The sequence below is a fragment of the Alicyclobacillus acidocaldarius subsp. acidocaldarius Tc-4-1 genome, assembly GCF_000219875.1.
Taxonomy (GTDB): Bacteria; Bacillota; Bacilli; order Alicyclobacillales; family Alicyclobacillaceae; genus Alicyclobacillus; species Alicyclobacillus acidocaldarius_A.
Genome location: NC_017167.1, coordinates 1700312 through 1726059, shown reverse-complemented (window position 1 = coordinate 1726059; position 25748 = coordinate 1700312). Strand labels below are relative to the sequence as shown.

General features: G+C 54.1%; 22 protein-coding genes, 1 tRNA gene and 1 pseudogene. 21 read left to right on the top strand and 3 right to left on the bottom strand.

The window, feature by feature from the left end; genetic code table 11:
* Positions 1-20: 20 nt before the first annotated feature.
* Positions 21-860 (bottom strand): DNA adenine methylase, encoded by an 840-nt coding sequence (locus tag TC41_RS08255; protein WP_014464573.1) that lies wholly within the window; start codon positions 858-860, stop codon positions 21-23.
* A gap of 56 nt (positions 861-916) precedes the next feature.
* Here TC41_RS08255 and TC41_RS08250 point away from each other — a divergent pair, with 56 nt between their 5' ends.
* On the top strand, positions 917-1204 hold the full coding sequence (locus tag TC41_RS08250) for a hypothetical protein (RefSeq protein WP_193352802.1): 288 nt from the start codon (positions 917-919) through the stop codon (positions 1202-1204).
* A 44-nt stretch (positions 1205-1248) separates the two neighbouring features.
* On the opposite strand, the gene TC41_RS16245 is transcribed toward TC41_RS08250, so the two are convergent.
* Complete coding sequence (locus tag TC41_RS16245) at positions 1249-1539, bottom strand: hypothetical protein (protein ID WP_158306726.1); 291 nt, start codon at positions 1537-1539, stop codon at positions 1249-1251.
* A gap of 270 nt (positions 1540-1809) precedes the next feature.
* On the opposite strand from TC41_RS16245, the gene TC41_RS08240 reads away from it, so the two are divergent.
* From TC41_RS08240 to TC41_RS08225, 4 genes are all read left to right on the top strand, one after another.
* On the top strand, positions 1810-6189 hold the full coding sequence (locus TC41_RS08240; RefSeq protein WP_014464569.1) for a type ISP restriction/modification enzyme: 4380 nt from the start codon (positions 1810-1812) through the stop codon (positions 6187-6189).
* A gap of 13 nt (positions 6190-6202) precedes the next feature.
* Positions 6203-6469 carry a type ISP restriction/modification enzyme gene (locus tag TC41_RS17055; protein ID WP_014464568.1) on the top strand — a complete coding sequence of 89 codons (267 nt, stop codon included), beginning with the start codon at positions 6203-6205 and terminating at the stop codon, positions 6467-6469.
* Positions 6470-6507: 38 nt separating this feature from the next.
* The gene (locus tag TC41_RS08230) at positions 6508-7137 is read left to right on the top strand and encodes a sigma-70 family RNA polymerase sigma factor (RefSeq protein ID WP_014464567.1); all 630 of its coding nucleotides are present in this window, start codon (positions 6508-6510) and stop codon (positions 7135-7137) included.
* 692 nt (positions 7138-7829) lie between these two features.
* Positions 7830-7902: transfer RNA gene (locus TC41_RS08225), tRNA-Thr, on the top strand.
* Between the two features lie 59 nt (positions 7903-7961).
* Here the strand turns inward: TC41_RS08225 and TC41_RS16560 are convergent.
* Positions 7962-8120 carry a hypothetical protein gene (locus tag TC41_RS16560; protein WP_193352800.1) on the bottom strand — a complete coding sequence of 53 codons (159 nt, stop codon included), beginning with the start codon at positions 8118-8120 and terminating at the stop codon, positions 7962-7964.
* A 173-nt stretch (positions 8121-8293) separates the two neighbouring features.
* On the opposite strand from TC41_RS16560, the gene TC41_RS15795 reads away from it, so the two are divergent.
* From TC41_RS15795 to TC41_RS08155, 16 genes and pseudogenes are all read left to right on the top strand, one after another.
* On the top strand, positions 8294-8677 hold the full coding sequence (locus tag TC41_RS15795) for a gamma-glutamylcyclotransferase family protein (RefSeq protein WP_014464566.1): 384 nt from the start codon (positions 8294-8296) through the stop codon (positions 8675-8677).
* Positions 8678-8901: 224 nt separating this feature from the next.
* The gene (locus TC41_RS08215; RefSeq protein ID WP_014464565.1) at positions 8902-10143 is read left to right on the top strand and encodes a ParB/RepB/Spo0J family partition protein; all 1242 of its coding nucleotides are present in this window, start codon (positions 8902-8904) and stop codon (positions 10141-10143) included.
* A gap of 6 nt (positions 10144-10149) precedes the next feature.
* Positions 10150-10980: a hypothetical protein gene (locus tag TC41_RS08210; RefSeq protein WP_014464564.1), complete on the top strand. Its 831-nt coding sequence runs from the start codon at positions 10150-10152 to the stop codon at positions 10978-10980.
* Between the two features lie 69 nt (positions 10981-11049).
* A complete protein-coding gene (locus tag TC41_RS08205) occupies positions 11050-11574 on the top strand; it encodes a hypothetical protein (RefSeq protein WP_237699867.1) in 525 nt (174 codons plus the stop codon).
* A 1307-nt stretch (positions 11575-12881) separates the two neighbouring features.
* Positions 12882-13436, top strand: coding sequence for a hypothetical protein (locus tag TC41_RS08200; protein ID WP_014464561.1), 555 nt, complete (start codon positions 12882-12884; stop codon positions 13434-13436).
* Positions 13437-13544: 108 nt separating this feature from the next.
* Positions 13545-14768 (top strand): hypothetical protein, encoded by a 1224-nt coding sequence (locus TC41_RS08195; protein ID WP_014464560.1) that lies wholly within the window; start codon positions 13545-13547, stop codon positions 14766-14768.
* Between the two features lie 74 nt (positions 14769-14842).
* Positions 14843-15535 carry a hypothetical protein gene (locus TC41_RS16835; RefSeq protein WP_237699866.1) on the top strand — a complete coding sequence of 231 codons (693 nt, stop codon included), beginning with the start codon at positions 14843-14845 and terminating at the stop codon, positions 15533-15535.
* A gap of 48 nt (positions 15536-15583) precedes the next feature.
* Positions 15584-17839, top strand: a complete 2256-nt coding sequence (locus tag TC41_RS08190; RefSeq protein ID WP_237699865.1) for a pyrrolo-quinoline quinone — start codon at positions 15584-15586, stop codon at positions 17837-17839.
* Between the two features lie 727 nt (positions 17840-18566).
* Positions 18567-18983: pseudogene (locus tag TC41_RS16240) on the top strand (ParB/RepB/Spo0J family partition protein); the annotation flags it as partial.
* A gap of 526 nt (positions 18984-19509) precedes the next feature.
* Positions 19510-20871: a ParB/RepB/Spo0J family partition protein gene (locus tag TC41_RS08180; protein WP_041695221.1), complete on the top strand. Its 1362-nt coding sequence runs from the start codon at positions 19510-19512 to the stop codon at positions 20869-20871.
* Between the two features lie 100 nt (positions 20872-20971).
* Positions 20972-21445: a hypothetical protein gene (locus TC41_RS08175; protein ID WP_014464556.1), complete on the top strand. Its 474-nt coding sequence runs from the start codon at positions 20972-20974 to the stop codon at positions 21443-21445.
* Between the two features lie 22 nt (positions 21446-21467).
* Positions 21468-21959 carry a hypothetical protein gene (locus TC41_RS08170; RefSeq protein WP_014464555.1) on the top strand — a complete coding sequence of 164 codons (492 nt, stop codon included), beginning with the start codon at positions 21468-21470 and terminating at the stop codon, positions 21957-21959.
* A 77-nt stretch (positions 21960-22036) separates the two neighbouring features.
* Positions 22037-22135, top strand: coding sequence for a putative holin-like toxin (locus TC41_RS15780; protein WP_081462258.1), 99 nt, complete (start codon positions 22037-22039; stop codon positions 22133-22135).
* Positions 22136-22361: 226 nt separating this feature from the next.
* The gene (locus TC41_RS17260; RefSeq protein WP_041695771.1) at positions 22362-22868 is read left to right on the top strand and encodes a DNA cytosine methyltransferase; all 507 of its coding nucleotides are present in this window, start codon (positions 22362-22364) and stop codon (positions 22866-22868) included.
* A 576-nt stretch (positions 22869-23444) separates the two neighbouring features.
* Entirely contained in the window at positions 23445-24323 is an 879-nt protein-coding gene (locus tag TC41_RS08160; RefSeq protein WP_014464553.1) for a DNA adenine methylase, read from the top strand.
* A 361-nt stretch (positions 24324-24684) separates the two neighbouring features.
* Complete coding sequence (locus TC41_RS08155) at positions 24685-25623, top strand: phosphodiester glycosidase family protein (RefSeq protein ID WP_237699864.1); 939 nt, start codon at positions 24685-24687, stop codon at positions 25621-25623.
* Positions 25624-25748: the final 125 nt, after the last annotated feature.

Genomic DNA, 25748 nt, shown 5'->3' with positions numbered 1-25748 from the left:
ATATCCATGCACTCTGCAACTCACAATGCTCGAAAGACCGCGATCAACTCTTCGACCACACGCGCCGTCTGCCGATGCTGACTCCCGATATTTCTTGGTACCTCGACGACGTGGATTTCCGCGCCCCGATACAAGGACTCGACCGCAGGCGTTCGATGATTCGAGATCACAACGGTGACGCCGCGCTCTGCAAGTGCCCGAGCGTAGTCGGCCAACACCTCGTGATCGCACCACGAAAAGCCGCCTGGCGAATACTCCACGAAGTTCGACGTGTCGGAGAGCGGTACGTAGGGCGGATCGCAGTAGACGACATCATTCGGGCGCGCTTGCTTCATCAGGTCGCGAAAGTCGGCGTGGACGAATGCCGCTCGCTTCGACCGCTCGACGAAGTGGCGCATCTCCGCTTCAGGGAAGTAGATTCTCTTCCGATACCCGAACGGTGCGTTGAAACGACCGTGTCGATTGTATCGGATCAAGCCGTGGATACTGTGACGGTTGAGATAGACGAAGAGCGCCGCTCTGCGCCACGGATCCGCCGTGCTGTGCCACGGATCCGCCGTGCTGTTGAACTCATCGCGCAGTTCGTAGTACCGCTCGGGAGTGTTGTTCTCGGGCACGAACAGCTCACGGCAGGCCTCAATGAACGCTTCGCCGTGCGCTTGGAGCATCTGGTGCGCGAGGATCAGGTCGCGGTTGACGTCGCCGAGCAGGTGCTCGGGATAATCTAAGTTCAGGAACACCGCGCCGGCACCGACGAACGGTTCGATGAGGCGACGACCGGGCGGGAGAAGTTTGCGCAGGAGTGGGACAAGCCGGGACTTTCCGCCGGGCCAAAGGAGATAGGGACGCAGGATGGACATAAGGTGCACCTCCATCCCAGTGGGGGATGGAGGGCAAGGTTAAGGGAGGCGATCACATGTCGATCGAGCAAGCTATTCTGCAAGAATGGATTCGAGAGATGTTGGAAAATGCACGACAGCATCAGCGCAAGCGGGTGCGACAGCCATCTAACGAGTACGAAGGTGGCGCTGTCATTGCGTACTACGAAATGCTGAACTCGCTGCGGAACACGCTTGAGGCGTTTGGCCTTGACCTTCGTGCGTATGGCCTGGACGTGGATCTGGAGGAAGAACTGCTAAGTCTAAGGCGGGTTGGGCGACTGTGCCGCCGTATTCGTAATTATCATAAAAATGAGCAGCGATAAAATGCAGAAATACAAGTTCCTCGACTGACAGATAACGGATCGTTTTAATGCTTCGACAACTCCTTGAGAGCCTTTTCGTACTTCAAAGCTGTCTTTATGGCCTTTTTCGCGAACGAAGGATCGATCTTGCTTTTCCAGTCGTTCGACAATCCAAGTTCCCGAACCACAGAAGGAGGAAGTTCAAGATGATTTAATTCCTTGAGGATCGCCGTCATGTCGCTTCCCTCCGTTTCGCTAGGGCTGCCCTTATCATAGTATCGTCTGCTGGCGAGACGCAATGTTTCTTGGCGATCTTCCTGTGAAAGTTCATCATTCCACACCTCATCATTTACCATCACCAGTTTTGCCTAACTGATTGATGTATATGCTTGTTGCCGGAGAAGGTGTGGGATCAATCCGTGGCTTCATTTTGTCTTACGCCGCCCCTCTATGTCGGAGGGGCGATTCTCATGGACACACTGGTGTTTGCAGCAAAGCGTGGTGCATTTGTACTCCGGCGTCGCGGATGAGGCGGAGGTTAGCCAATCAAGAAGGAAGTTCGCATTCGAATATCGAAGAAAGCACAAGATTTGCTTGGAATCCAAGGTGTTGAACGGGTGATCAAGATGGGGTTTTGGGAGCAATACGAAAACTTGCAGAATGAGGCGTCGTCTCCACAAGAGCGCGGGCGCTTATTCGAACGATTTTTGCTTGCGTTCCTGCGCGACGGGCATTACCCAGGTGCCCGGTTTGTGTGGGTTAAGACATATCGAGATTGGATTATGGACACGCAACCAGAGCGTTCTCAGCAAGACGAAGGTATCGATTTGGTGGCTGAAGACACTGAGCACCATTTGTGGGCAATCCAATCCAAGGACCATCGTGACCCGGTGGACTGGCGTGAACTTTCGACGTTTGTTGCGTCCGCAACGTCACCGCGGTTTTCGTTCACGAAGTTCTTAGTAGTTGCAGTTGGTGGCGTTACCCGCACGGCGGAAGCCCGCTGTCAAGAACGTGGTATCGCTGTTTGGACTGGGGAGGATTTTGAAACTGCCGATATAGATTGGGAACAGTTCACCTGGCAAGCGTCTGAAGCAATGACGCGCCATGTGCCGGTGAGTCTGCGTCCATACCAAGAGGAAGCCGTTGCAGCCATTCTCTCTGGCTGGGAAGCAAACGATCGTGGAAAGTGCATTATGCCGCCAGGGACGGGAAAGACGTTAGTGGCGCTTCGAACTGTTGAACGTTTCGCACAACCAGGAGACCTTGTTCTCTTCTGCGCACCTTCAATCGCCTTAGTCAATCAGACGATACGAGCTTGGAAGCGCGACGCGACGGTGCAGCTTCGTTTTGTTGCCGTAACTTCCGACCGAGGGGTGGGGCGCGACGAGGACACAGGAGACATTTCGCTGATTATCCCACCAACTACGAATCATGAAGAGTTGGTTCGTGCCGCTCAACCCGTAGATGACGCAATCATCGTTGTGGTAAGCACTTATCAATCCCTCCACGTCGTAGCAGATGCCCAACAGCAAGGTTTGCCTGAGTTTCGTGTGGCCATTGCGGATGAAGCGCACCGGACGACAGGCGTGGCGTATGAAGAAGAGGAAGATCCATCTGACTTTTTGATGTTCCATGACGATGATCGGATTCATGCACATCGTCGATTGTATTTGACAGCTACGCCACGCCTCTTTACCGAAGCCCATCGAAATCGACTTGAACGTGAAGGACTGCGGACTTATGGCATGGACAATCTTGAAACGTTCGGACCCGAATTTTTCAGATATAGCTTTCGTAGAGGCGTTGAAGAGGGGTATTTGGCAAATTATTGCGTCCGCGTAATGTTCTTTAGCGAGCGAAGAGTACAACAGATGTTCGTTGATTGGGTGCAGGAAACAGACGCTCCTCAAGTTCCAGATTTGGTCAGGGCGTATGCTTTGTCCAGAGCGCTCATGGATGAAGACATTCAGCCGCCTCTACAACGGCTCATTACTTTTGTCAATTCGCGAGCGAAATCGCAAGCGATTGTGGATACTTGGAACAAGCTTGAGAAACGCTTCGGAATGTCACGCCCAGTTTTTGTCGCACACATGGATGGCACGATGTCCATGCGTGAGCGAGCAAAGTTGCTTCGCTGTCTTGAAACACTGACGGATCGCGAAGGGAATTCTGTAGATCACGTTCTTATTACGAATGCCAGAGTGCTCACCGAAGGTATCGATGTTCCCGACTTGGACGCCGTGGTGTTTTTGGAGCCACGAAAGAGCAGGGTAGATGTGATCCAAGCGATCGGTCGAGTTGTGCGTAAGCCGCCGCATCGCCCCAACAAGGTCGGAACAATTTTGGTCCCGATCGTTTTGAATGTTGATAGGTTGGAACCTAATGCACCGATTTCTGAAGAGCAGATTGAAGCACTCTTGCTGCCGCAAGAAGAGAACTTCCGTACTCTTGTCCAAATCATTAACGCGCTTCGCGCCATCGATACTGCGGTGGATGTATATATTCGTGAGTTGTTGTCTCCGCATGAGGGTAGCAACCGCGAACCGTCAAATACGGTTCAAATAAGATTTGACCTTGGGTTACCACAAGAGCTTGAAGAACAGATCCGAAAGACGATTACGACGCGCTTGGTGGCACCGGCTAACAACCGTTCGTATTTTGGTGTCTTTGCTGCGACTGTGGAGGAAGTTGCGCGACGCCTGCGGACACAACTTGATACGATTTTGGGTGCACTTCCGATCGAGCATTATCAGGAAGCTCAGGCTGCTTTTCAGAATTACGTTACGGCACTGCGGGAAGTTCTACATCCCAACATTTCTGAAGAGGATGCTAAGGATTTCCTTGTTCAGCATTGGATCATGGCACCGGTGTTTTCGTCGTTGTTTCCCGGTGACGATCTCACGGAAACTCCAGTCGCGAGGTCCTTCGAGCAAGTCACCGAGGGGCTTTTCGCGCCTTTTTTAGACCGCGAGCGACACGTGCTAGAGGAGTTTTATGTAAGTGTTCGTATTCGCGCACAGGGCATTCGCACTCCCGAGGAACGACAAGATTTCTTGCGTCTGTTATTTGAAATGCTGTTCAAGGCCGTCTTTCCGAAAGCAGCGAGTCGTTTGGGGATTGTTTACACGCCGGTTGAGCTCGTGAATTTTCTTCTGAAGAGCGTCGATGTCGTGTTGCAAAAGCACTTTGGAAAGACCACGGCTTCGTCAGGCGTGACGATCATTGACCCATTTGCGGGCACTGGAACGTTCCCTGCTCTGATGTTGCAACGCTGGGATAAGGAGACGATACTTCGGAAGTTACAGGCCAGAGAGTTTTGGGCGAACGATGTTCAATTGTTTGCCTATTACATGCTTCTGACGAACCTGCGTTGGACGATTCGAGAAATGACCGGCGAAGACCCCGGCTGGAATCTGCCAGTGCTGTGGGTTGACTCATTCCAACTTCAAGAGGAGCACGGATCTTGGAGTACGCAGTTTTTCGCTGACGATTACACTGAGTTGATGCGTACTCAACGTGATGCTTCGATTACGGTTGTGGTGGGAAATCCGCCTTGGCGTTCAAGACAAAGAGATGAAAACGACGCTAACCAAAATCTGCAATACGAACGGTTGGATGAGAGAATTCGAAGCACGTTTGCGGCTGAAACGTCTTCAAGAAATAGGAACAGCCTCTATGACGCTTATATCCGAGCAATTCGCTGGGCAATGGACCGAGTGGGGAATCAAGGCGTGGTCGCGTTCGTGACCAACGCTGGCTGGATCGACGGCAATGCCATGGACGGGATGCGCAAGGAACTCGCAAACGAGTGTGCGGCGATTTATCTAATCAATCTTCGCGGAAATGCTAGAACGCAAGGCGAACTCAGGAGACGGGAGGGTGATAATGTATTTTCTCAAGGGAGTCGTGCTGCCGTATGCCTCGTTGTGCTGGTGAAAGACGACTCCCACGTTGGGCCCGCAGAGATTTTCTATCACGACATTGGTGACTATCTAAGCCGTGAAGAGAAACTCGCGAAAGTCAAGGCGTTCGGAGATGTACAAGGTGTACCATGGACTCGCATCACACCTAATGAAGCAGGGGATTGGATTCATCAACGGTCAGATGAATTCGTGTCGCTTATGCCGCTTGGTGGAGAGCAAGCAGAAAGTGAGCATCGAATATTTAACATTCGTTCAAGGGGTGTGGCAACCAGTCGTGACGCATGGGTGTACAATTTTTCTCATGAAACGGTCGCGAATAATATGCAGAGAATGATTGCGGTATACAACAGTCAGGTTAGGAGAGGTATCAACGAACAACTAAACGACCCCAGCCAAATTAGTTGGAGCCGTGGCTTGCGGCGTGATGCTACACGGGGGGCGATTCATAGGTTTCGGCCGGATGCGATTCGAATTGCGTTGTACCGTCCGTTCTCTAAGCGCTGGTTGTATTTTGATCGCGCTTTTAACGATATGATCTACCAACAACTGCGTCTTTTCCCGCGTCCAGATGCGGAGAACAAGGTGATTATTCTACAAGCACCCGGAGATAATCGGAACTTCACATGTTTGGTGACGGATGAATTGCCAGATCTTCATGTAGTAGGGACCACTCAATGTTTTCCGCTTTACGTATATGATGGGGAAGACGGCGATGTGGAGGTTCAGGTTGCGCTTGATTTGATTGCTCCAAAAGACTATGCAATCACGGATGAAACACTTAGAGCATTTCAAGAGCAATATGGGGACACCTCCATTACAAAGGAAGATATTTTCTATTACGTCTATGGCGTGCTTCACGCATCAGACTATCGTGAACGCTTTGCTTCGGATTTGCGCCGTGAACTACCGCGAATTCCGTTTGCATCAGATTTCTGGGCATTCAGTCAAGCTGGTCGCAAGCTTGCGGAGTTGCACATAGGCTACGAGAAGGTTGACCCTTTTCCATTGGAAGAGAGTATTTCATCAAATGCACCAGAGGATCCTTGGGAACGTTACCGTGTAAAAGATGAGGTTTGCTAGGGACAAGAGAGACTTGGTTGTCAACGAGTGGATAACGCTTCGTGGAATTCCGGAAGAAGCGTTCCACTATCAGGTGAATGGACGGTCGCCGATTGAATGGATTGTGGAGCAGTATCAAATCAAGCGAGATCGAGCAAGCGGGATCGTGAATGATCCGAACGCCTGGGCTCGTGAGACGGCTCAAGATCCTCGGTACATTGTGGACTTGGTGAAACGAGCAGTGCGTGTGGCGGTGGAGACGCTAAAGGTCATTCGTCAATTGCCGCCAGCATTAGAATAAAACTGCCCTGCACCGCCCCACTGTTGGGGGCGATTCTTATGGACACGTTGGTGCTTGCAGCAAAATCCGGTGACCAAGACGCTTTCATGGCGCTTTATCAAGAATTTCGCGACAGACTGCGCCGCTGGGCGCATGGATATTGGATCCCCGGAGCAGAACGCGACGACGTGATGCAGCACGCTCTGATTGGGTTTTGGAAAGCGGTGCGTGGGTACGACGGGCAAACGCCGTTCCTGGCTTTCGCCAAGATGTGCGTCAAGCGAGAACTCGTCACCGTGCTCAAGATGGCGCGGCGGCAAAAGCACTTCTGGCATCTGACGGCTCTGTCGCTCGACGCGGAGTGCCCATGGATCGAGGACTCGGAGCGCACGGTGCTGGACGTGTTCGTTGATCGTACGGCACCGAGTGTGGAGGACGAGGTGTTCGGACCGCCGCAGGGCGCTTCTCCCCAAGAACTCGTGAAATGGGCCGATCAGAATTGGAAATTGAACTTGTCGGAACTCGAGCGTGAGGTGTGGCGATTGCGGATCGAAGGCCATTCGTATGAGGAGATCCAGCGGGTGTTGGGGTGCGGGTACAAGACGGTAGACAATGCAGTGCAGAGGCTAAGGAAAAAAGCGAAAAAGGCAATTGCGAGAAATCTCGAGCCCAAAACTGTTCTGGCCTGAGAGGTCATGGAACTATGGGACTTCGTTTCGTGGCGACATGGGCCGCAACGCTCGTTCTCTTCGCGCTGATGGTGGGGATCGCGGTTAGGTTGCAGTTGACGTATCGGGACATACGATACGCCAAATACACACCGTTGGTTTTCTGGATTGCGTGTTTCTGGTATCCGAGCGTTGGAGTCAAGCTTTTGTGGCGGGAGCAAAACGTGCAGCGTCGTCAACGCGCGGTTTTGTGTGTGCGATGGGTGCTCTGGTGCTATCGATATTTGCCAATCACGGTGGGCTCAGCTTGTCGTTGGGTTCACGATCCAGTTCAAGGTGTAGCACGTGTTTATGCTGTGTGGAGGCAACTGGCGATGAGTAGTATCTAAGAGTGGATCGCAAAAGTTGACATCGATTGTGTGGTGTTCCTATGGTCTTTCTTCCACAGATGTGCTACAATCAGAGTTGCCTAGGTCAAGATCATCTTTGGTGCGTGTTACTCACCGCACCACGTTGCTCATTCCTCTGCGATGGGTTGGGCTCAGGTGTCTGGTCGGCTCCGGTTGTCGCCGACCGTCCGCCTGGGCTTTGCTCATGCTTTCGGAGTTTCCGCAGTTATGTTCAGACCCTGCTACGTGTCGTTCGAGGTCAATCTCCTGCAAGGGGACGGTTTGTTTTGGTCCGGTGTTTCGCGAGCGCCGGGCCTTTGTGATGCCCGTGGAGCTCAACAGGTAGAGCAGCCGCCTTGTAAGCGGCCTGTTGCAGGTTCGAGTCCTGTCGCGGGCTTATGCCTGTAGACGCATATTGCCCCATGTGGTAAGATAATCATGAACAATGCAGGAGGGTTAACCCCTCCTGCGAGGTCGATGTGGCTTCCCCGCCTCACGGTTGGCGCCAGGGCGGGGATTGCCGTTTAAGGCCCGCAGGATGTCTGCAAGCGCATGCCCGATTCGGGCAAGGCTCCAGCCCACCGCTACGAGCACCACAGCAATGTGCTGCCACATCCCTCTCACCCCCTTCCTACGAAGGGGGTGCCCAAGAGAGGTTTCCCTCCCAAGACAAGCCTATCACGAAGATCTCAGGTTTTCAATAGAATTTGGATTGGATGTTTTATTGACCCATACATAGGTTGATATTAGAATCAAAACTAGGATTGAGTTAGGGAGGTGGCTTGTGTATGGGTGTACATACGGTGTTTGTGTACGGCACATTGAGGAAGGGGCAACCCAATCGGCCTGTGATGGAGCCTTATCTGGTGGCGGACCTGGGTGAAGGCCAGATTCGCGGAACTATGTACGATCTCGGGCCGTTCCCGGCGTTGACGCTCGAGGAGGACGGCGTGGTTACGGGCGAATGGGTCAGGGTGACGGACGAGGGTCTTGCGCGGCTTGATCGACTGGAGGGCTATCCAAGCTTTTACGATCGGGCGATCGTTTCAGACACCGCAAATGGGTTGCGGGGATGGGTATATTGCATGGAGAAACGCAAAGTGGATGGGTACGCGAGAGTCGAGAATGGGGACTGGGTAGCGCATCAAGCGCAGCAAGCGGTCGTTCGATGAATCGATGAACATGCGCGGCGACCGTATCATCTCAGAATGCGGTTTTTGTCTTACAACCCCCTCTAAGTAGAAAGGGGGTTTTTCTTTTGTGTATGTTTCCGACACCACGAGGCAGGAACTGCTCGAAGAGTACCATGCTCATTCGGTGAATTGAGTACTACGCGAATCTCTGAATTAGAAGTCCCTATCTTGCCATAATCATAAAGATAGAGGAGGTCTTCCAGATGCGCGTGCCGCTTGACGCTTTGCAAGACCATCCGGAAAACCGTCTCTTTCGTGATCTCACGGAAGAGGAACTGCAAGCATTGGCCGCCGACATCCAGGAGAATGGGCTGATTCACCCGATTGTGATTCGAGCCGTTGAAGACGGTCGATATGAGATCCTGAGCGGCCACCAGAGAGTGCGTGCGGCGAAATGTTTAGGATGGTCGGAGATCGAAGCCAATGTCGTCGAGGTGGATGACAACCGCGCCGCGAGGATGTTGATTTCCGCGAATATCAAGACGAGGACGCTTTCGCCGATGGAGTTGGCGCGTGCAATACGTCGGGAGCGTGAATTGATCGAAGAGTTGCATGGTGAAAGGAGAGGAAGACCACGGACCGAAAATGTCGGACATAATGTCCAGGATTTAATTGGAATATGGTCTAAATCTGTTGCTGAAGAGATTGGGATGTCGGAAAAGCAGGTGCGTAGATTAGATAAGCTGAACGAATTGATTCCTGAACTAAAAGAGTTGGTTGATAAGGGTAAGCTATCCTCGACCGCAGCCGAACAATTAGCATATTTGGACAGTGACGAACAGCAAGCTCTGTACCGTGCGTTTGGCGAAGCGATCGGTGAGCAACGCGTCGTAGAAATCAAAGCGCTTCGCGCCGAAATCGAGTCGCTCCGAAAGGCAAGGGAAGAGGCGGAAGCGGCTCGCCAGCAGGCGTTCTTGGCTTTGGAGGCCGAACGTCGGAAGTTGGAAGATTGGAAACGCCAAACTCAATCGACTGATGAAAAGACAATGGCTGAGTTTCGTAAGCGTATTGCTGATCTAGAAGCGGAGTTGTCCCGCTTGCAAGCAGAAAGGGAGGCATTGGAGGTTGGAATCGAATCGTTGGCGGAGCGCAAAGCACAGGAGTTCCTTACTCAAAAGCAGGCAGATTTGAACGAAAAACTCAAGAAGATAAGCGAGAAGAATCGTGCCTTGAACGAGGAGAATCGGCGGTTGTCAGAAGAAAACGAGCGTCTTGCACAACGGTTGGTTCATTTCGAACATAGCGAACTAGAGCGTGCGCGTTATCGAAATCAGTTTGAACAGCAAATGGCGCAGGCACTGGCGGAATGGGAGAAAGTTGTTGTTGCAGCGCGGGAACTTTGGGAAGGTCCTCTAGAAGGAGATCCGAAGTTTCTGCACGCCGTTCGCTTTTATGTCGAACGTTTGAAGGCGAAGTTACATGAACTCGAAAAATCGGGGAGTTGAGTTCGAATGGAGCAGAAATCGTGGATGCTACCTTCGTTTGGAAATCATGATATCGCAGATCGCATTTTGGCGAAAGAAATGCTTTCAGACTATGAGGCACAGTTGGACATTGCAATGGAAGTGTTTCTCGCAGAGCGGTGCACCACGTTGCATCCGACGACGTTGATTCCATCCGACGAATCCATGTTAAGCGGGCGATCGCTGTTGTCTTATCTCGGTACGTTTTCACGTGCAGGGTATGAGACACGGCAGGGGACGAAAGTGCGGCCCGTGCGTCGAGCAGGGATCTGCGAGATGTATCAAGAGATTTATTCGTCTCATTTTGACGAGTATGGTCGATGGCATGGACGTTACTTCTTGGATTACCTGCAATTTGCCGCCGAAAAATTGTCGCATATATCGGAAGGTGGCATGTTGCGAGATCGGAAGACGGCTGAAAAGGCGCGTCGGTTGAAAACTGACGCATTCGAAGCCATGGTGGCGGTTATAGGATGGCATCTTCTCCACGAGTTATGGAGGCAACAAGCACTGCGAAGCACAACAGCCGCGCATATCGTTCAGTTGCTTCAACTTATGCGTAGCATGGAAGAAAATATTGCAAGATTGTGGGCGCGCTATCGTCAAGGAGAGGTTGACGAAGGAGTTCAGATGCTTCGCGCCGAATGGGAGACTCAGCGAGAATTGATTGCGAATATGGCGCGCGACATAGCATCGCACCCTGCGGAATCCGAACGTCAATTGTTGCTTCGATATCGTCCGCTGGTTATCGCCGAGTTGCGTAAATTGCACGAGAGGATTGGAAGTGGTACCACCCCGGCGATTGGCACACCCAGATGAAGAATTTTGTCGTGCAACCCCCCTCTGATTGAGAGGGGGTTTTTCGTTATGTATGTGGCCGACACAACCATGCAGGAACTGATCGAGGAGTATCGTGCGCATCGTCGTCTGCTCTTGACACAGTTGCGGGAACTGGATCGAGCGGCGCGGCAGCGGCAGCGGGTCTTCCAACGCATCCGGTCGATGTCGTGGCCGAAGTGGATGAGGCTGGACCTGGAGCAGTATGCGGAGACCAGAGATCGACAGTATCTCGAGGACTTCCTTTATCAGGCCCAAGCGGTGTGGGAGACGCTGACGCCTAAGCAGCAGGCGGCGATCGAAGATGTGCGACGGATGGTCGAGGAACTGCGCGGCGAGGAGATGGATCGCTCTCTTCTGCGGAGCATGGCCCGTGACATGTTGTACGTGCTCTCGCAAATGGCGCGTTATGGCGCAGTGCAGGAACAGCTTTTGTGGGAAAGGGAGGAACTCTCGCGTCATCGGGTGACGCGTGCGGCGGTTGGATGGTCTCGGGTGTGGAGACGTTGTGAGGCTGGTGATTTCGGATCATGGTATGGATTTGCCTTGTTGGGTACGCGATCGCAGGATTTCTAGTCATGCTCGCTGCCGACGTTGTGTTCGACGATTTGGACTTCGACCTACGCATCTGGATGTGGATGTGCTGGCCGATACCTCTCCTGTTCGCAGTTTGGTTTTTTGTAAGCGAAGGATACGAGAGTTTAGTGAGACGTCTAAAGAGGATGCTTCGTGGATTTTGATGTGTCTGTGCCGTGTGTGTGGCGGGTGCGTTCGATTTCTGCCCGGTCTGCGCGAAATTGTACGCCGAACTCCGCGGTGGGTGGAAGAGATTGTTCTAACGTCAAAACACGACGATGCCCTCTGCACCATCCACCTTGATGCAGGGGCGTCGAAAGGAGCCGAAGATCAGCGCGTGTCGGCCTAACTTCAGGCTAGACCATCTGCTGGTGTCGATCCTTGTCTTAGAGTGTCGAAATCTTGTCCTTGGAGATTCGGTTGAATAGCGAAAAGCTTGCATGAAGTGGCGCTGGGGGTCAGTGTGAGTTGACACGAACGCGAGGATGAGCCAACAAGTCTGGATCACACGAGGAGGGTTTTCATGTCTGGTTTGATTACATCCTTTCTTTTCTTGTGAACGGAGGGTTTTTTTCTGGTTAATAGTTTTTATTTTGGTTCGCTCGTGATCCATAAACTATGGAATGTAAGTTGGGAAGCCATTTTTCTATCGGTTTTTTCAGGATGTGTTTCTCTTTGTGGATTGGTAGATACTTGTTTGTTGATATATCGCATAGAATATATACAAAACGTTTTGACCGCCTGTGCTCCGATGACATTCAATCCTGATCAGGGAGGCAGTATCTGTTGGTATATAGAACCATTTAAGACTTATTGGTTCCAAACTTATTGGAGCGCCTCTCTATTTAATCTTGTTGGGATTCTCGTTGTGCCGCTTTCTTTCTTGTTTTCCATGCGAGTTTGTTTTGAGATTCCTTATAAGGAAATTTTTAAAGCAATCCATAACAACCATGGTTCGATATGATGTCGTGAACCGGGGAGTACGGATTAAACGGATTGATGCGTATAGGCTCCTCCATTGCAACAGAAACAACAATTACAACAAAGTCTGTTGTTTTTGTTATAATTATAATTTTGCCGTTGGAAGGCGTCTACCGCCGAATGAAAAGGCCCCGAACCATACGGCACGGGGCAAGGCGTGGAGACGGTTCAGACGAATGGCAAGCTGCATGCGCTTGGGCTCAGTGTTGACCATTGGGCGGGTGCGTAAACGTGGCGTCGTGGACGAAGGCGTTGTCTGACGGTGTCCTTTCTTATTGACGAAACACTCTGCAATGCGCGATCTTTGGTCATGAGGGGGCAGCTCCGTGGAAGAGGTCATCAAATACGATCCGAATCAATACGCGCTCATCGAACGCGAACGGCTTGAACGATTGGAGCGCGTCGCGGAATGCGCAAGAGACATTGCATATTCCATGCCGGAGTTCTTCGATCCGCGCTACTACGAGTATCGGGTTAGTGGCGAAGACATGGAAGATCTCATCGCCGCAGTTTGTGAGTTGGATCAGAAGGACTGGGACTTCACGATTCGCAACGCTGCCGGTGATGCTTGGAGGATCCGTTACCACGCGCAACCGATACGAGGCGTCATTCGTGCTCGGGCGCAAGTCCAGGGAGACGGTTGGGGGTCTGTCACGTGGAACAGACTCGCCGATCGATACGGTTGGGAGCAAGAAACGTCGCCGAACGAAGGCGGCTGTTGGATATGCCATAGAACAACAGGCAACGACTGGCTATTCAGCATTGAGTACGACTGCCATGTTCATCGGTCGTGCTTGGAACGAGCGACGCCGGACGAGGAAGTGGAAATTATTCGACGAGAGTTAGGAATAGAGCAACAGTCGGATGCACCAAACTCTTGATTTTCTTTCCAACCCATGCTACCCTAATCATATCCAAGGAACATAGATCCAACGATCACAAATCGAAGGGAATTCACATAGAATCCTGACAGGAGGAGGTCGAGGGCAATGAAGAGGTGGACGAAGGCAACGCTCGGCGCGCTGAGTGCGCTGGCGGTGTGTGCCGCCCCAGCGAGCACGTTCGCCGACAGCGGCGGGGCGGTGCAGGTGACGTTTATCGGCCCAGAGTATGATCGGATTACCATGACGGCGAAAATGGCGGAAGACACGGCTACCCTTGTGCCGATGCAGATCACGTTAAATGGTAAGGTGTTGGCGAACACGTATGCCGTGACGAAAATTGCCGCTCCAGACTCGGATAGCGGTGTTCCGTACATTGTGCAGAATTACACGCCAGGCGAAATCATGGTGCCGCTCAATGTGGTTTCGGCGGCGTTGAACGGTCAAGCGGGCATTCAGAGTTATTTGACGCATGAAGGGCAGCTTGTGAACCTGTTAGATGACCCCGCAACGACTTGGACGTTCAACACACTGCTATACCGTAATCCGTTGCCTGTAGTGGAAGACGGAATGAATGGTTATACCATCAATGGTCAAGGAGTAGACTTTACTGCGGATATTGCCGTGAATCTGAACCTGCTGGACGAGATCAACATGTTCCCGATCAAAGATCCAAACACGGGAGTCACGGATCAGTTCGTGAACGTCCAGCGACTCATTGCGTTGTTCAAGGCGATGGGGTTCGGCGCAACGTATGACACGACGACGAACACGCTCGCGCTGACTGGGCCGACACCGCGTCCAACCTACACGAAGGTGACGCCGCAGATCTACAAGCAGGCGGTGGCACAGGCCCAGCAAGCGCAGGCGCACCACACCACGGGCATGTTCGGGATGCTCGCAAACAATGCTCAGTGGTATCCCGATCCAAAGAATGTGTTCTTCAACAGGCGCTTCGACGTGCAGAAGCTCCACGGTGGTCAGGTACTGCAGAAGTGGCCGTGGGTGGTGTTTTTGAAAGGTGCGGGCATGGGCGGAAGTGATGTGGTCGCAGAACTTGTAGCAAGGGGCAATAACGGTACGGGGTTCTATGGATTTTACATGATTTACGAGCTAGTCGATCAGAATTCCGGTAATGTTGAGTGGATCGCTCCGAACTATTGGCTTGCCGGGAATTCTGATATGCAGGGTGCAAAGCCGCCTCTCTCACGAGTCCCTGACATTGGTACTGCGCCGATTTACGCAAAGGCCGGAGCTTGGGCGTATGGTTATGGACTTGACATTGTTCCAAATTTGAATTGGCATACAGGCATCAACCCGGTGAATCCGTGACCGAACGCGACGAAACGCTCGCCGCGTTCTTTTTTTGTCTGCTCACCCCCACTGTTTGTGGAGGTGATTTTTTTATGCGCAAGTTCAAGGTGCGCATGAACACCAAGGCGAAGAAGGCGCTGGCGGTTGCAGTGGTGCTGACGACGGCAGGTGCGTTTGTGTCGTGGCCCGCACCGAAGGCGAGTGCGCTACTGACCTATGTCGGTAACGGGCAAGCCCTGGCGATTGCGAGCGTCAACGCGGCGGCGCAGTTCGGCGACTCGGTGTGGCGCACGCACGAGAACGGGATCTACGACCCGTACAGTTGGGGACTTACAACCTTCCTGCCTACGGTCACCTACTATCACGACGGCCAAACAATTACGCTTCATCTCGGATACGGAAACTCCACACCGGTGGAGTACAACGGCACAATGTACTTTGCGGTACCTGCGAACAACGAGGGAGCATCGGACAACCCGACCGCGCCCGGTTACCTCATCGCGATGGACGTGAGCCCGAGCGGATGGAAACAGGATCCTCAGACAGGCGCGTTCGCACCCACCGTCAAATGGGTGCAACCCGTCACCGGCGTCTCGAACAGCGCACCGGTCATTGATAAGGCGACTGGGAATGTATACCTGGCAGCAGGTGACAATCTTTACGGTTTCCAGCCAGATGGGACGCCGATTGGGCAAAACGGGAACAACAACGGATCGAACCCGTTCGATTCATCCGGCACTTCCACCGACCAACACAACATGTACTCCAGCGACCCGATTGACTAAAACCAGGTCGTCGGCTACCCGCTCTACGCCTCGGCGCAGAACACGGGCATGAGCGAGGACACGATCTGGGTTGGCTCGCAGAACGGCTATCTGTACGCCTTCGACGCGAGCGACCTGTCGCAGCTTTATAAGATTTGGATCGGTAGCCGCATCGACGGTACGCCGGTCCTGGCGTACTCGGTGAGCGGGATCCCGTACATCATCATCGGCACGGCATACGCGCCGAACAACAAGGGCGGCACCGGCACCCTGTACGTGATCGACCCGACGACCGGCAAGATCGTGTCGAAGTTCCAGACGCCCTCGGACGCGCCGGTGAACGGCAGCGTCATCCAAACGGCCCAAGGCTATATTGCCTGGAACGACTACGACACGGACATCTACTACGGGCAGCTCAACGACGACGGAACGATCACGTTGTTGCGGAGCTACTCGGACGTAGGTGGTGCCGGTGCCTACTCCGCATTGGAGGCGGGGTACGCCGGACCGTCGGGAACGTATTTGTTGCCGGTCGAGAATCGGGACGAGCTCGCGTTTGTCTCCTTTAAGACAGGAGTATCGGGCGATGCGTTGTTGGCGGGCGAAGCGGTGGGCGCACCCGAAATCTCGGCGAACAACATCTACGTCATCGACAGCACGGGGCAGCTTGACGCATTTCCGAACAGCCCAAGCGGCTTGACGAACGGCGAAACGCCATCAAGCTATGCGATCAATCTTCTTCAAGCCTTGCAAACGAAGTACGGAGTCAAGTACGTCAACGGTGCAGGTGCGGCGACGCTGACGAGTTTGTTCGAGGCAAACGACGCGGCGAACCCGTACACGGGTACGCAGACGGCGACGATTTTCCAGCCGACAAGTGGCGGGCTGGCGGTGTTGCAGAACGTCGGGGGGGTGTACAAAACGAGCGACGATTACACTTCGGCGGACGCGACGGCTTTCAGCCAGCCGATCACACTGACGCTCTCAGGCGGTGACTTGCCGAAGATCTTGTATCCGGCACCAAACAACTTCAACGACACATTCACGATCGAGGCGAGTGCAAACGGCGGAAAGTCGTGGACGACACTCGGTAGCGTCGAAGTGTACCAAAACGGTATGCCGCAAACCCAAATCACCATTCCCACGTCGATGCTCAATAAGGCCATTGGTACGTCGGGATGGACCAACGGCCAGCCGAACACAATTATCATTCGGATCAAGCCGACGGCTGGGGATACATTCGGATATGAGTTCGAATCACAGGACATGGGTTGGTCGCCGAGCCCTTACGGACAGGTGACAGTGAAGTTCCCGGCAGCGACGCAGGGCTTTGTCTGCACCAACCTGCACGGTTGCTGGGACTGGGAAGGCGGCGCGATCCACCTGTGGGTGCTTCAGACCGTCGAAGGGAAGACTCCGCTTTGGGGCGGCAAGCTAGGTGACGCTTTGCACGGAGGGGCGTTCACAACCTATCCAATGAACAAGCCGTCGCCGTACAACGCGAGCCGGTATGTGACGGTGTGGGCGCAGATCGCGCCGAACTGGAACTTTATCGGGCGCGAGTTTGACGCACATATGGAAGCGATTGTGCAGACGTGGAAGAACATCGCGTATCCGTACACGTACATCAGCGGCTGGCAGAAGGTCTCGTCTTGTTCAGGCACAAACGCAGACGGGACGTGTTCATCCACCACGACCTCCTGGGTTCCCGTCTACAGCACGATCACGCTGCACATGAACGTCCCCGAGGTTTACACGGAGACAAGTCCAGACGTGCGGTTGTACTGGGACGGTGGCAAGACCAATGCCGACACACAACACCTGCGGTTTGCGTGGAACATCTACATCCCGGATCAAGGCGGGCCGTGGGTGCCGTGCAGCCAGGCGTATGACGGGCCGTGGCACATGAACCCGTACAACCTTCAGGACGTGACGAGCGGCTACATCAACGGCGTGACGTGGCAGCAGTCGGGCGTGTGCCACGCGGATGATCCGCTTGAGTCGGGTTGGCCTGCCGGGGAGTATCCGCTTGGCGTGCCGTATCCCGGCGCGCAGATGCAGTGGGCACCGTTTGACGCGAACCACAACAACGGCATCCTGTACGAGCCGAAAAACCAAACGCAGTACGCGGCGTGGCCGCCGAACTGGCGTGTGGGCGCGGCGGAGTACATGCCGGAGATCATCGTCAAGGCCCTGAGCGACTGGGGCGACTGGACGGATCCGGAGATCACAGTGTGGACGCCAACGGTGACGAATGGCTGGAACGAATATTACCCGGTGCCCGGACCGTCGAAGACGACGGTGACGCCGAACAACAGCAAGTGAGACGAGTGGCCGCCCTGCCGGCGTGGTGGGGCGGCTTTTTTTGTCGTGCAAGTCCCGATTATGTGAAAGTGACTTTTTTGAGGGAGGTACACGTCTGGCGAACTCACGTGGAACATTTACGGTGGCATTTGGCGATGCCCAATCTGGCAAGAGTCACTGGGCGCAAACGCACCTGGTCCCTTACGCCTGTGCCAGCGGGGCGTCTCTTTTGTCCCGCAAACAGCCTTAATACGTAGAACAAAACCCGGTGAGGAGGCATGTTCGATATGGACAACACCCAAAAGTCAACAAACGGGAAGTCGACCAACGGAAACACGCGCAAGCCAAATACCCATAATCAACGGAAACGTAGCGACCGATTTGACCTGCTTGATCCGACGAATCCGGCCAGTCCACTCAGCCCGCTCAATCCAGCGAATCCGTTGAGCACGTTTCATTCGGGCAATTGTTGATGTGGAGAGAGGTGCCCCCTGCGCATACATTGCCGCGAAAGCGCGACACAGCAAGTGTCCGACGGTCTTGACTTGGAACCAGAAGCACTTTCGTCGGTTACAGGTTGGTCACGTTGCGCCAGGCGAATTCCTGCGCTCGTTTAAATGATCTACGCCGTTCTGCAAAGGATGCAGGGCGGTTTTTGTCCTTCGCCAGGCGCAGGCTGTACAATCGCTACTGATTTGGTCCGGTCTTTGTCCTGCATCCCACCCTCAAGGTGAGGAGGTCGAACGATATGAGCGAGATGAGCATCCACCGTCTGAAGCCCCACCCGAAGAATGCGGAGTACTACGCGGACCTGACGGGTGAGAAGTACGAAGAGCTGAGGCGTAGCATTGAGGCCCACGGGATCCGGGATCCGCTGAAGGTGTTGCCGGATGGGACGATTATCGCGGGTCACCAGCGCTGGCGCGTTGCGAAAGAGCTTGGGTTGGAGCGCGTGCCTGTTGTGATTTACGACATTTCGGAGCAAGAGGCGGAGTACTTGTTGATTGCTGATAACGAGGAGCGACGCGGAGAAGACCGCGATCCAATGCGAAAGGCCAGAAGGGCGAAGTTTTTGGCAGAGTACTGGGTGATTCGCCGAGGTGGGGCGAGAAAGAGTGTTTCGGGAAGCGAAGGACCAAAGGAGCAAATTGCTCCTTTGAAGAGCCACGTTTTTGGCAGAGTATTGGGGATCAGACTAGAGAAAGTCGTCGTCCAAAAGCTCAATTTGAGCTTTTGAAAACTATCACCAATTTGGTGAAACTAAATTGGTTGTGGGGGTTACTGAAGGAGTTGGTATGGACGTTTCCCTTCCATACGTGAAAATGGAGCAAATTGCGCCATTTAAGAACTAAGAACCTTGATGGCACGAGGATAGCGGCGACTTTCGTCAAAACGACGAAAGTTCCAGCGAGGACTTCTCACTTTGAGAAGTCCTCGCTGGGATGGAGAGAGAAAAAACGTTTCGAATTCTGAAAGAGCAAACCGCCATTTTGGCGGTTTGAAAGTCAGATAGAGGACTTTTCAATTTGAAAAGTCCTCTATTGAGACGTTGTCGTGACTATTGGTGAAAGTATGGAGAATGACATCAGCAAGCATACCTAGCGCTACACAAGGTCGTGGACACCACAGATATCAAACATCAGCGTCGTGTTTTGTCGTGCATGCCACGCATAAATGAGGAGGCGATTCCCATGAACCTGATCCACATCGACAGGTTGAAGCCGCACCCGAAGAACGCGGATTACTACGCCGATCTGACGGGTGAGAAGTACGAAGAACTGAAACGCAGCATCGAAGTCCACGGCATTCGAGATCCTCTGAAGATCCTGCCCGACGGCACCATTCTGGCGGGACACCAGCGCTATCGCATTGCACGAGAGTTGGGGATCGAGCAAGTTCCCGTGGCGATCTATGATGTGTCGCCGGAAGAAGCAGAGTACCTTCTGATTGCGGACAACGAAGAACGACGCGGCGAAGACAATGATCCGATGCGTAAGGCTCGACGCGCCAAGTTTTTGGCGGAATATTGGGGTGTACGGCATGGCGGGACGCGAAATGCTTCGAGTAGCGAAGTACCAAGTCGCCAAATTGGCGACTTGAAAACCCTGAAGGATATTGCTGAAGTGGTGGGAGAAAGCGAACGAACCACGGAACGCTTGCTTAAACTTAACAACCTTATTCCGGAGTTACAAACTCTTGTATCCTCCGGCAAACTTGGTACCAGCGCCGCCGAGCAGTTGGCGTACCTAAGCCCGGAAATCCAGCGTACCTTGTATGAAGCGTTGGGAGAGGAGATCGCGAATCGCACGTTCGCGGAGACCAAGGAATTGCGGCGGAGACTCGAAGAGGCGGAACGTCGCGACCAGGAAACGGCGCGGTTGCAGGCGGAACTCGCAGAGTTGCGCGAGCAAGGGCGCGAGGAAGATCGCCAGAAGATCGAGCAGTTGGAACGTCGAATCCGGGATCTCCAGGCTCAGAGTTGGCGTGTGGTCACGCTGGAGCAGGAACTGACCGCGTTGCGGGAGCGCGGGAGAAAAGAAGACCGCGAGCGAATTGCCGATTTGGAGCGGGAGATCGAGGAACTCAAGAATCGCCCTGTGGAGCGCGTCGAGGTGGTGCCGGATTCGGTTCAGCAGGAGATCGAGGCGTGGAAGCGGCGGGCGGCGGAGATCGAGCAACAAAAACGCGAACTCGAATCGAAGTATCAAGCGACTGAGCAGTTGCTGGCCAGGTACGAACAAAAGATCCAGCAGCTGCGCCAAGGCGCGCCGGTCGTACAATTCCAAGTGCCACCCGCGCTGCAAAAGATCGAAGATGAACACGAGGCTCGCGCTCAACGTCGCAAGCTCTATACGAAGCTGGAACGCGCGGTTATGGACATTTGGACGGTCTATCATCAAACGGGCGGCGAGGTGGACTGGATTGTGGACGAGTTCTATCGACAGCAACGAGTCGGGCCGAACGGCATGGACGGGTTTGAGGAGGTCAACGCGTTTCTGGCCAAAATTGTCGACGCACTTCACGCCATTCAGCGACCGAGACTGCTGAAATAGCACATGGGACATATCGGCGGCGTTCCCGTGAGCATCGGGATCGTCGCCGTTTTGTTTTGCCCTGCAACTCCCCATCTGGTGAAAGGGGTGTGATCGCCAGATGGCGCAAGGACAAGAGCAAATGCTGGTGTATCCAATGGAGATGTTGCAGGAGTTGTCCTATCGCATCACCTTCACTGACAAGAAGACCGGGAAGCAGAACCGCGATCTCGTGGAGCCGTATGCACGCAGGGTGTTCACGCCCGAGAAGGGATGGAACGCGTTCTACAACGACTATTACTGCACAGCGCTGCGCAGGATACGTGTCTTAGGCAGGAAGGTTCGGGCGATGGTGCCGTATCGGCAACAAGGGGCGAAGTTCGCGCATGCGACGTTGCCGTTTGCCGACTTGGAGACGTTGGTCAAGCAGAAGCAGTATTTGGAGACGATGATTGCGGCGTTCATGGACGAGGCAAAGTACATTGACGACCTGATCGCCTATCAAGTCCAGCACGGCAAGCCCGCGGGTGTGTTGGTGGATGGCAGGATTGCGGATTTGCTGGATGGGCAACAGCCCGTTTCGTTAACGATGTAAACCGCGGTCGGAGGGACGAGAAATGAACAAAGACATGGAGTCAGTGATCTTGGAATTCCATCAGAAGGCATATGAGTTGGTACGGGCGCATGCTGATGCCACCGAAGAGGAGATCGCCAAACTTGGAGAGCCTCTTGTGGACGAATACTTTCACAAACTGCTGGATGCGGATCCGCTGACCCGCTATGCGCAACTGGAGTACATGCGCAGTTTGACGGAACGCGCGCGGGTGGAGCTCGAATACATCGTGTGGTACTTGGAGCACAAGGATCGCATTCCATCGGATGTGGAACCGTTGTATTCTGATTTTCTTGCGATGTTCGAAGAGCGCGGGTGGGACTTATCGCGGATTCGATGGCTGTTGGAACAGTTGGAGAACGAGATTGACGAGATCGATGTCGAGACTCGACGTTTTCTGGATGCGCATAACGAACAGCTTACGCAGATGCTGCTCGATGATCGCGTCTACGACTTTGTCAAGAAGATGCTGAAGAAGAGGAACATTCTGGTTTAACTATTCGTAAAATGGTAAACTGAGGGTACCACGAACCTTTGGAGGCACCCCCTGCCCGAGAGGGAGGGGGTGGGACGATGAGTGTCGCCGATGCGATTGCGCTGATGGTCCAGTTTGGATCATTTGTCGTGTCGCTTGTCACACTGGTCGTAACCCTGGTCCGTAAACACAAGTGACCGCCCCCTGAGGTTCGCGCCGACGGGGCGGTCACTTGCCCGAAACACACGGGCAGAGGCAACGCCCGAGGCGTTGGTGCCCGGGAGTCGGTGTTGGCCGCACCGGCTCCTGTTTTCATGTTTAGTCTACCATAAGGCCAATATACCTGGAAGGCTTGACCGAAGAGGAGACTTGGAGACTTGCCCTGCAAGCCACGCACGATCAGGAGGATGATGCGTGGTGAACATGGTGAGTCTTTGCAGCGGAGTAGGTTGCATTGACTTGGCGGCCTCATGGTATGGGATCCGAACGGTATTGTTCTGTGAGATTGACCCTTATTGCCAAAAGGTGCTTCAGAAGCGTTTCCCAGATGTTCCGATCATCGCGGACATCCGGGATGTGACTGCGGAGAAGGTGCGTGAGGTGACGGGACTTGACCAGATCGACATCGTTTGTGGAGGGTGGCCCTGCCAGCCGCACAGTTTGGCCGGAAAGCGATTGGGCGCTCAGGACGAACGGGATCTTTGGCCCGAGTTCCGGCGAGTGCTTCGCGAGCTTAGGCCCAGATGGTTCGTGGGTGAAAATGTCCGGGGGCTGCTGTCAACTGATGCTGGACGGTTCTTTGGAGCCGTTCTCCATGACCTGGCCGATCTCGGGTTTGATGTACGGTGGGGTGTGCATGGGGCATGTGACGTGGGTGCGCCGCATCGACGGGAGAGAGTATTCTTGCTGGCCTACCATCACGAGGTTTGATGCTTCCTGCACGGACGTGTCTTCTCAGGATGCTCAGCGATGGCCCACACCACAGGCGCGTGATTATCGCACGGGTGACGTTTGCGACTCAGCAAGAGCGAAGCGCAAACGCAAGGATGGATGGTCGCCAAACCTTAATGACGTCGTTCTTTGGGGCACGCCGAAATCTAGCGAGTATAAAGGCTCCTCCGCACATGGAACTCAAGCGTGGGCTCGAGATGTCGAGAAACACAACCTAAAAGCTCAAGTGATGGAACCCAATAATCCGGGACAGTTGAATCCGGACTGGGTCGAGTGCTTGATGGGATTACCTATCGGATGGACCGACATCGATGTGGAAAACGACCGGTTGCGAAGTGTACCATGGCCGGCTGGATTTGGGCAGGAGCAGTTTGAGTGGGAACCGCCGCGGACGGCGACGAAACGTCGTCACCGTGTTGCTCGACTCAAAGCTCTCGGAAATGGCGTAGTGCCCGCGCAGATTGCTCCGGTCTTTGCTGAGTTGGTTCGGTTAGAGCACGAAAGTCACCGAGGTCAGTAGTTCGATGCCCTGCATCGCCCCCCACAGTGGGGGTGATGCTTTTGTCATTCATAGAAGGTCTTCCGCCATTCACGGCGCTAATGATCGATCACGTGAGCACGGCGCGCCAGAAACCAAGGAGAAAGCGAATCGCGTTTGGCTGGTACGGCGGCAAGTACAGTCACTTGTCGTGGCTCCTGCCGCTGTTGCCGCGAGCGCATCATTATTGCGAGCCGTTCGGAGGCTCGGCAGCGGTCTTACTGAATCGGGATCCTTCACCTGTGGAGACGTATAACGATCTGGACGGGGAAGTCGTCAATTTCTTTCGCGTGCTTCGCGAGCAGCGCGACGCCTTGATTGAGGCGATCGCGCTCACGCCGTTCAGTCGAGAAGAGTTTGTCCGGGCCATCGTTGAGCCAACAGGTGGTCTAACTGAACTCGAGCGCGCAAGGCGGTTCTACGTCCGAGCAAGACAGGCTCGCATGGCACTGGCGCAGACCGCTACACCGGGGCGTTGGGCGGCATGCCGCAACACGAGCCAGCGCGGGATGGCAGGCAATGTGTCCCGTTGGCTTGGAAGTGCGGCCAATTTGGCCGAGATCGCAGCGCGTCTGGTCCGCGTGCAGATCGAACATCGCCCTGCGATGGACGTGATTCGTGCCTACGACAGTCCTGATACGTTGTTTTACTGCGACCCGCCATACATCCATGCGACCCGAACAGATCCGAGAGCCTATCGTTACGAGATGAGCGACGAGGAGCACATGGAACTTGCGCGGGTTTTGCACAATGTTCGGGGCAAGGTTGCGATTTCCGGTTATCATTGCGATCTGATGGACGAGCTGTATCGAGATTGGCGGTGTATCGACGCGCCGCCAAAACAGTGCCATGCGTCGAAGAGGTGGCGTCAGGAAGCTCTGTGGGTCAACTATTGAGCGCCAAAACGCGAACCGCCCATCAAAACCTCTGACAGGCGGTTCGCGTGTACCGAGAATCCCAGTGTTCGGCCTTCGTTGAGGTGGACGATGGCCAAGGATTGATCCCTGTAAGACGCCGCCACAAGTATAATGTCTCTTGCCTCCTCTCGTTTTCTCGTGTTGCGCGAGTTTGAGAACCCCCAGTAAACTAGGAGTTGCATGCCAAAGTTGGGGGAGATGGTTCGTGTTCGTTGCGCCACTGGTCGATCTCGTTTCACATCATCCCGTACATTCCACACATTCCGCAGTCCATCGCGTCTCCTCCGCGCCCAACTCCCAAGCCATTCAGGTGCGTTCTCTTGTCGTGGACGGAGAGCCCGTGAATGAGGTCATCATCAATGTTCGCGATCCGCACATTGAGGTTCAACCCGCTATCGCGAATCACGAGCTTGGCACCACGGCTACGTTGGCTCAGATTGCCCAGCAGAATCACGCGATCGCCGCGATCAACGGCACGTTCTTCGACGCGGGTGGCGACAACTTCCCGGCCGGGGCTTTGGAAATCAACGGCCAATTCGTGTACAACGAGAAGGGCACGCTTCTCGGCATTGGCACTCAGGGCCAGCTTACGATGCTACGTGCGACTGAGGATCTGTCGCTGAATGTCTACGATCCTACGAATCCGATCAGCAACATGTGGCCCTGGTTTCTCAACACCTTGAGCACCAACCCTATGCGGGTCAGCGTGTTGACGCCGTTCTACGGGCCGCGCACTCGCGATTCGTCGTCTGTCGTGGCGGAAGTGGAGAATAACAAGATCGTTGCGATCCACGACGGCATCACACCAATTCCAAGCAATGGCTACGACATCGAGATTGGCGCGGGAGAGGCGAAAACCCCCATCATGCAGCGGGTCCATGTGGGGGATCGGGCAGTGTGGGGAGATACTGTAGTTTCACTGGACACAGGAAAGACTGTACCGTTCAGTGCTTATCCAAACGCCATCGGTGCTGGCCCCATGTTGCTCAACAATGGCCGCATCGACATCGAGCCAGCAAAAGAAGGACTGGATAACTACGAAGTCGTGGACGCGGTGACACTGCGCTCGGTGGTCGGCTTCAATTCGTCCGGGCAGTTGGTGTTTTTGACGATTCACGACGCGAATGTATACCAGGAAGCTCAGATCGCCAAAGCGCTCGGTTTGACATACGCGATGAACCTTGACGGGGGGAGTTCAACAGGACTGTGGTATGAGGGGCGCTACTTGACGGTTCCGCAGCGAGCCTTGGCGACTGCGATCGTGGTGGAAGAGAGGTAACACATGCACTCCAATTAACAGCCTTGCGTCGAAAGGTGGCGCAGGGCTGTTTTTATGCCGTTTTGCCCTGCAGACATCGCTCTTCGGAGGGGGCGATCTCTCATGCAACAAACCTGGGCAGTCTT

Bases quoted from the DNA above. Each gene is read 5' to 3' on its own strand.
- TC41_RS08255 (WP_014464573.1), bottom strand. From the start codon at position 860: ATGTCCATCCTGCGTCCCTATCTCCTTTGGCCCGGCGGAAAGTCCCGG.
- TC41_RS08250 (WP_193352802.1), top strand. From the start codon at position 917: ATGTCGATCGAGCAAGCTATTCTGCAAGAATGGATTCGAGAGATGTTG.
- TC41_RS16245 (WP_158306726.1), bottom strand. From the start codon at position 1,539: ATGGTAAATGATGAGGTGTGGAATGATGAACTTTCACAGGAAGATCGC.
- TC41_RS08240 (WP_014464569.1), top strand. From the start codon at position 1,810: ATGGGGTTTTGGGAGCAATACGAAAACTTGCAGAATGAGGCGTCGTCT.
- TC41_RS08230 (WP_014464567.1), top strand. From the start codon at position 6,508: ATGGACACGTTGGTGCTTGCAGCAAAATCCGGTGACCAAGACGCTTTC.
- TC41_RS16560 (WP_193352800.1), bottom strand. From the start codon at position 8,120: ATGTGGCAGCACATTGCTGTGGTGCTCGTAGCGGTGGGCTGGAGCCTT.
- TC41_RS15795 (WP_014464566.1), top strand. From the start codon at position 8,294: ATGGGTGTACATACGGTGTTTGTGTACGGCACATTGAGGAAGGGGCAA.
- TC41_RS08215 (WP_014464565.1), top strand. From the start codon at position 8,902: ATGCGCGTGCCGCTTGACGCTTTGCAAGACCATCCGGAAAACCGTCTC.
- TC41_RS08210 (WP_014464564.1), top strand. From the start codon at position 10,150: ATGGAGCAGAAATCGTGGATGCTACCTTCGTTTGGAAATCATGATATC.
- TC41_RS08205 (WP_237699867.1), top strand. From the start codon at position 11,050: ATGCAGGAACTGATCGAGGAGTATCGTGCGCATCGTCGTCTGCTCTTG.
- TC41_RS08195 (WP_014464560.1), top strand. From the start codon at position 13,545: ATGAAGAGGTGGACGAAGGCAACGCTCGGCGCGCTGAGTGCGCTGGCG.
- TC41_RS16835 (WP_237699866.1), top strand. From the start codon at position 14,843: ATGCGCAAGTTCAAGGTGCGCATGAACACCAAGGCGAAGAAGGCGCTG.
- TC41_RS08190 (WP_237699865.1), top strand. From the start codon at position 15,584: ATGAGCGAGGACACGATCTGGGTTGGCTCGCAGAACGGCTATCTGTAC.
- TC41_RS08180 (WP_041695221.1), top strand. From the start codon at position 19,510: ATGAACCTGATCCACATCGACAGGTTGAAGCCGCACCCGAAGAACGCG.
- TC41_RS08175 (WP_014464556.1), top strand. From the start codon at position 20,972: ATGGCGCAAGGACAAGAGCAAATGCTGGTGTATCCAATGGAGATGTTG.
- TC41_RS08170 (WP_014464555.1), top strand. From the start codon at position 21,468: ATGAACAAAGACATGGAGTCAGTGATCTTGGAATTCCATCAGAAGGCA.
- TC41_RS15780 (WP_081462258.1), top strand. From the start codon at position 22,037: ATGAGTGTCGCCGATGCGATTGCGCTGATGGTCCAGTTTGGATCATTT.
- TC41_RS17260 (WP_041695771.1), top strand. From the start codon at position 22,362: ATGGTGAGTCTTTGCAGCGGAGTAGGTTGCATTGACTTGGCGGCCTCA.
- TC41_RS08160 (WP_014464553.1), top strand. From the start codon at position 23,445: ATGCTTTTGTCATTCATAGAAGGTCTTCCGCCATTCACGGCGCTAATG.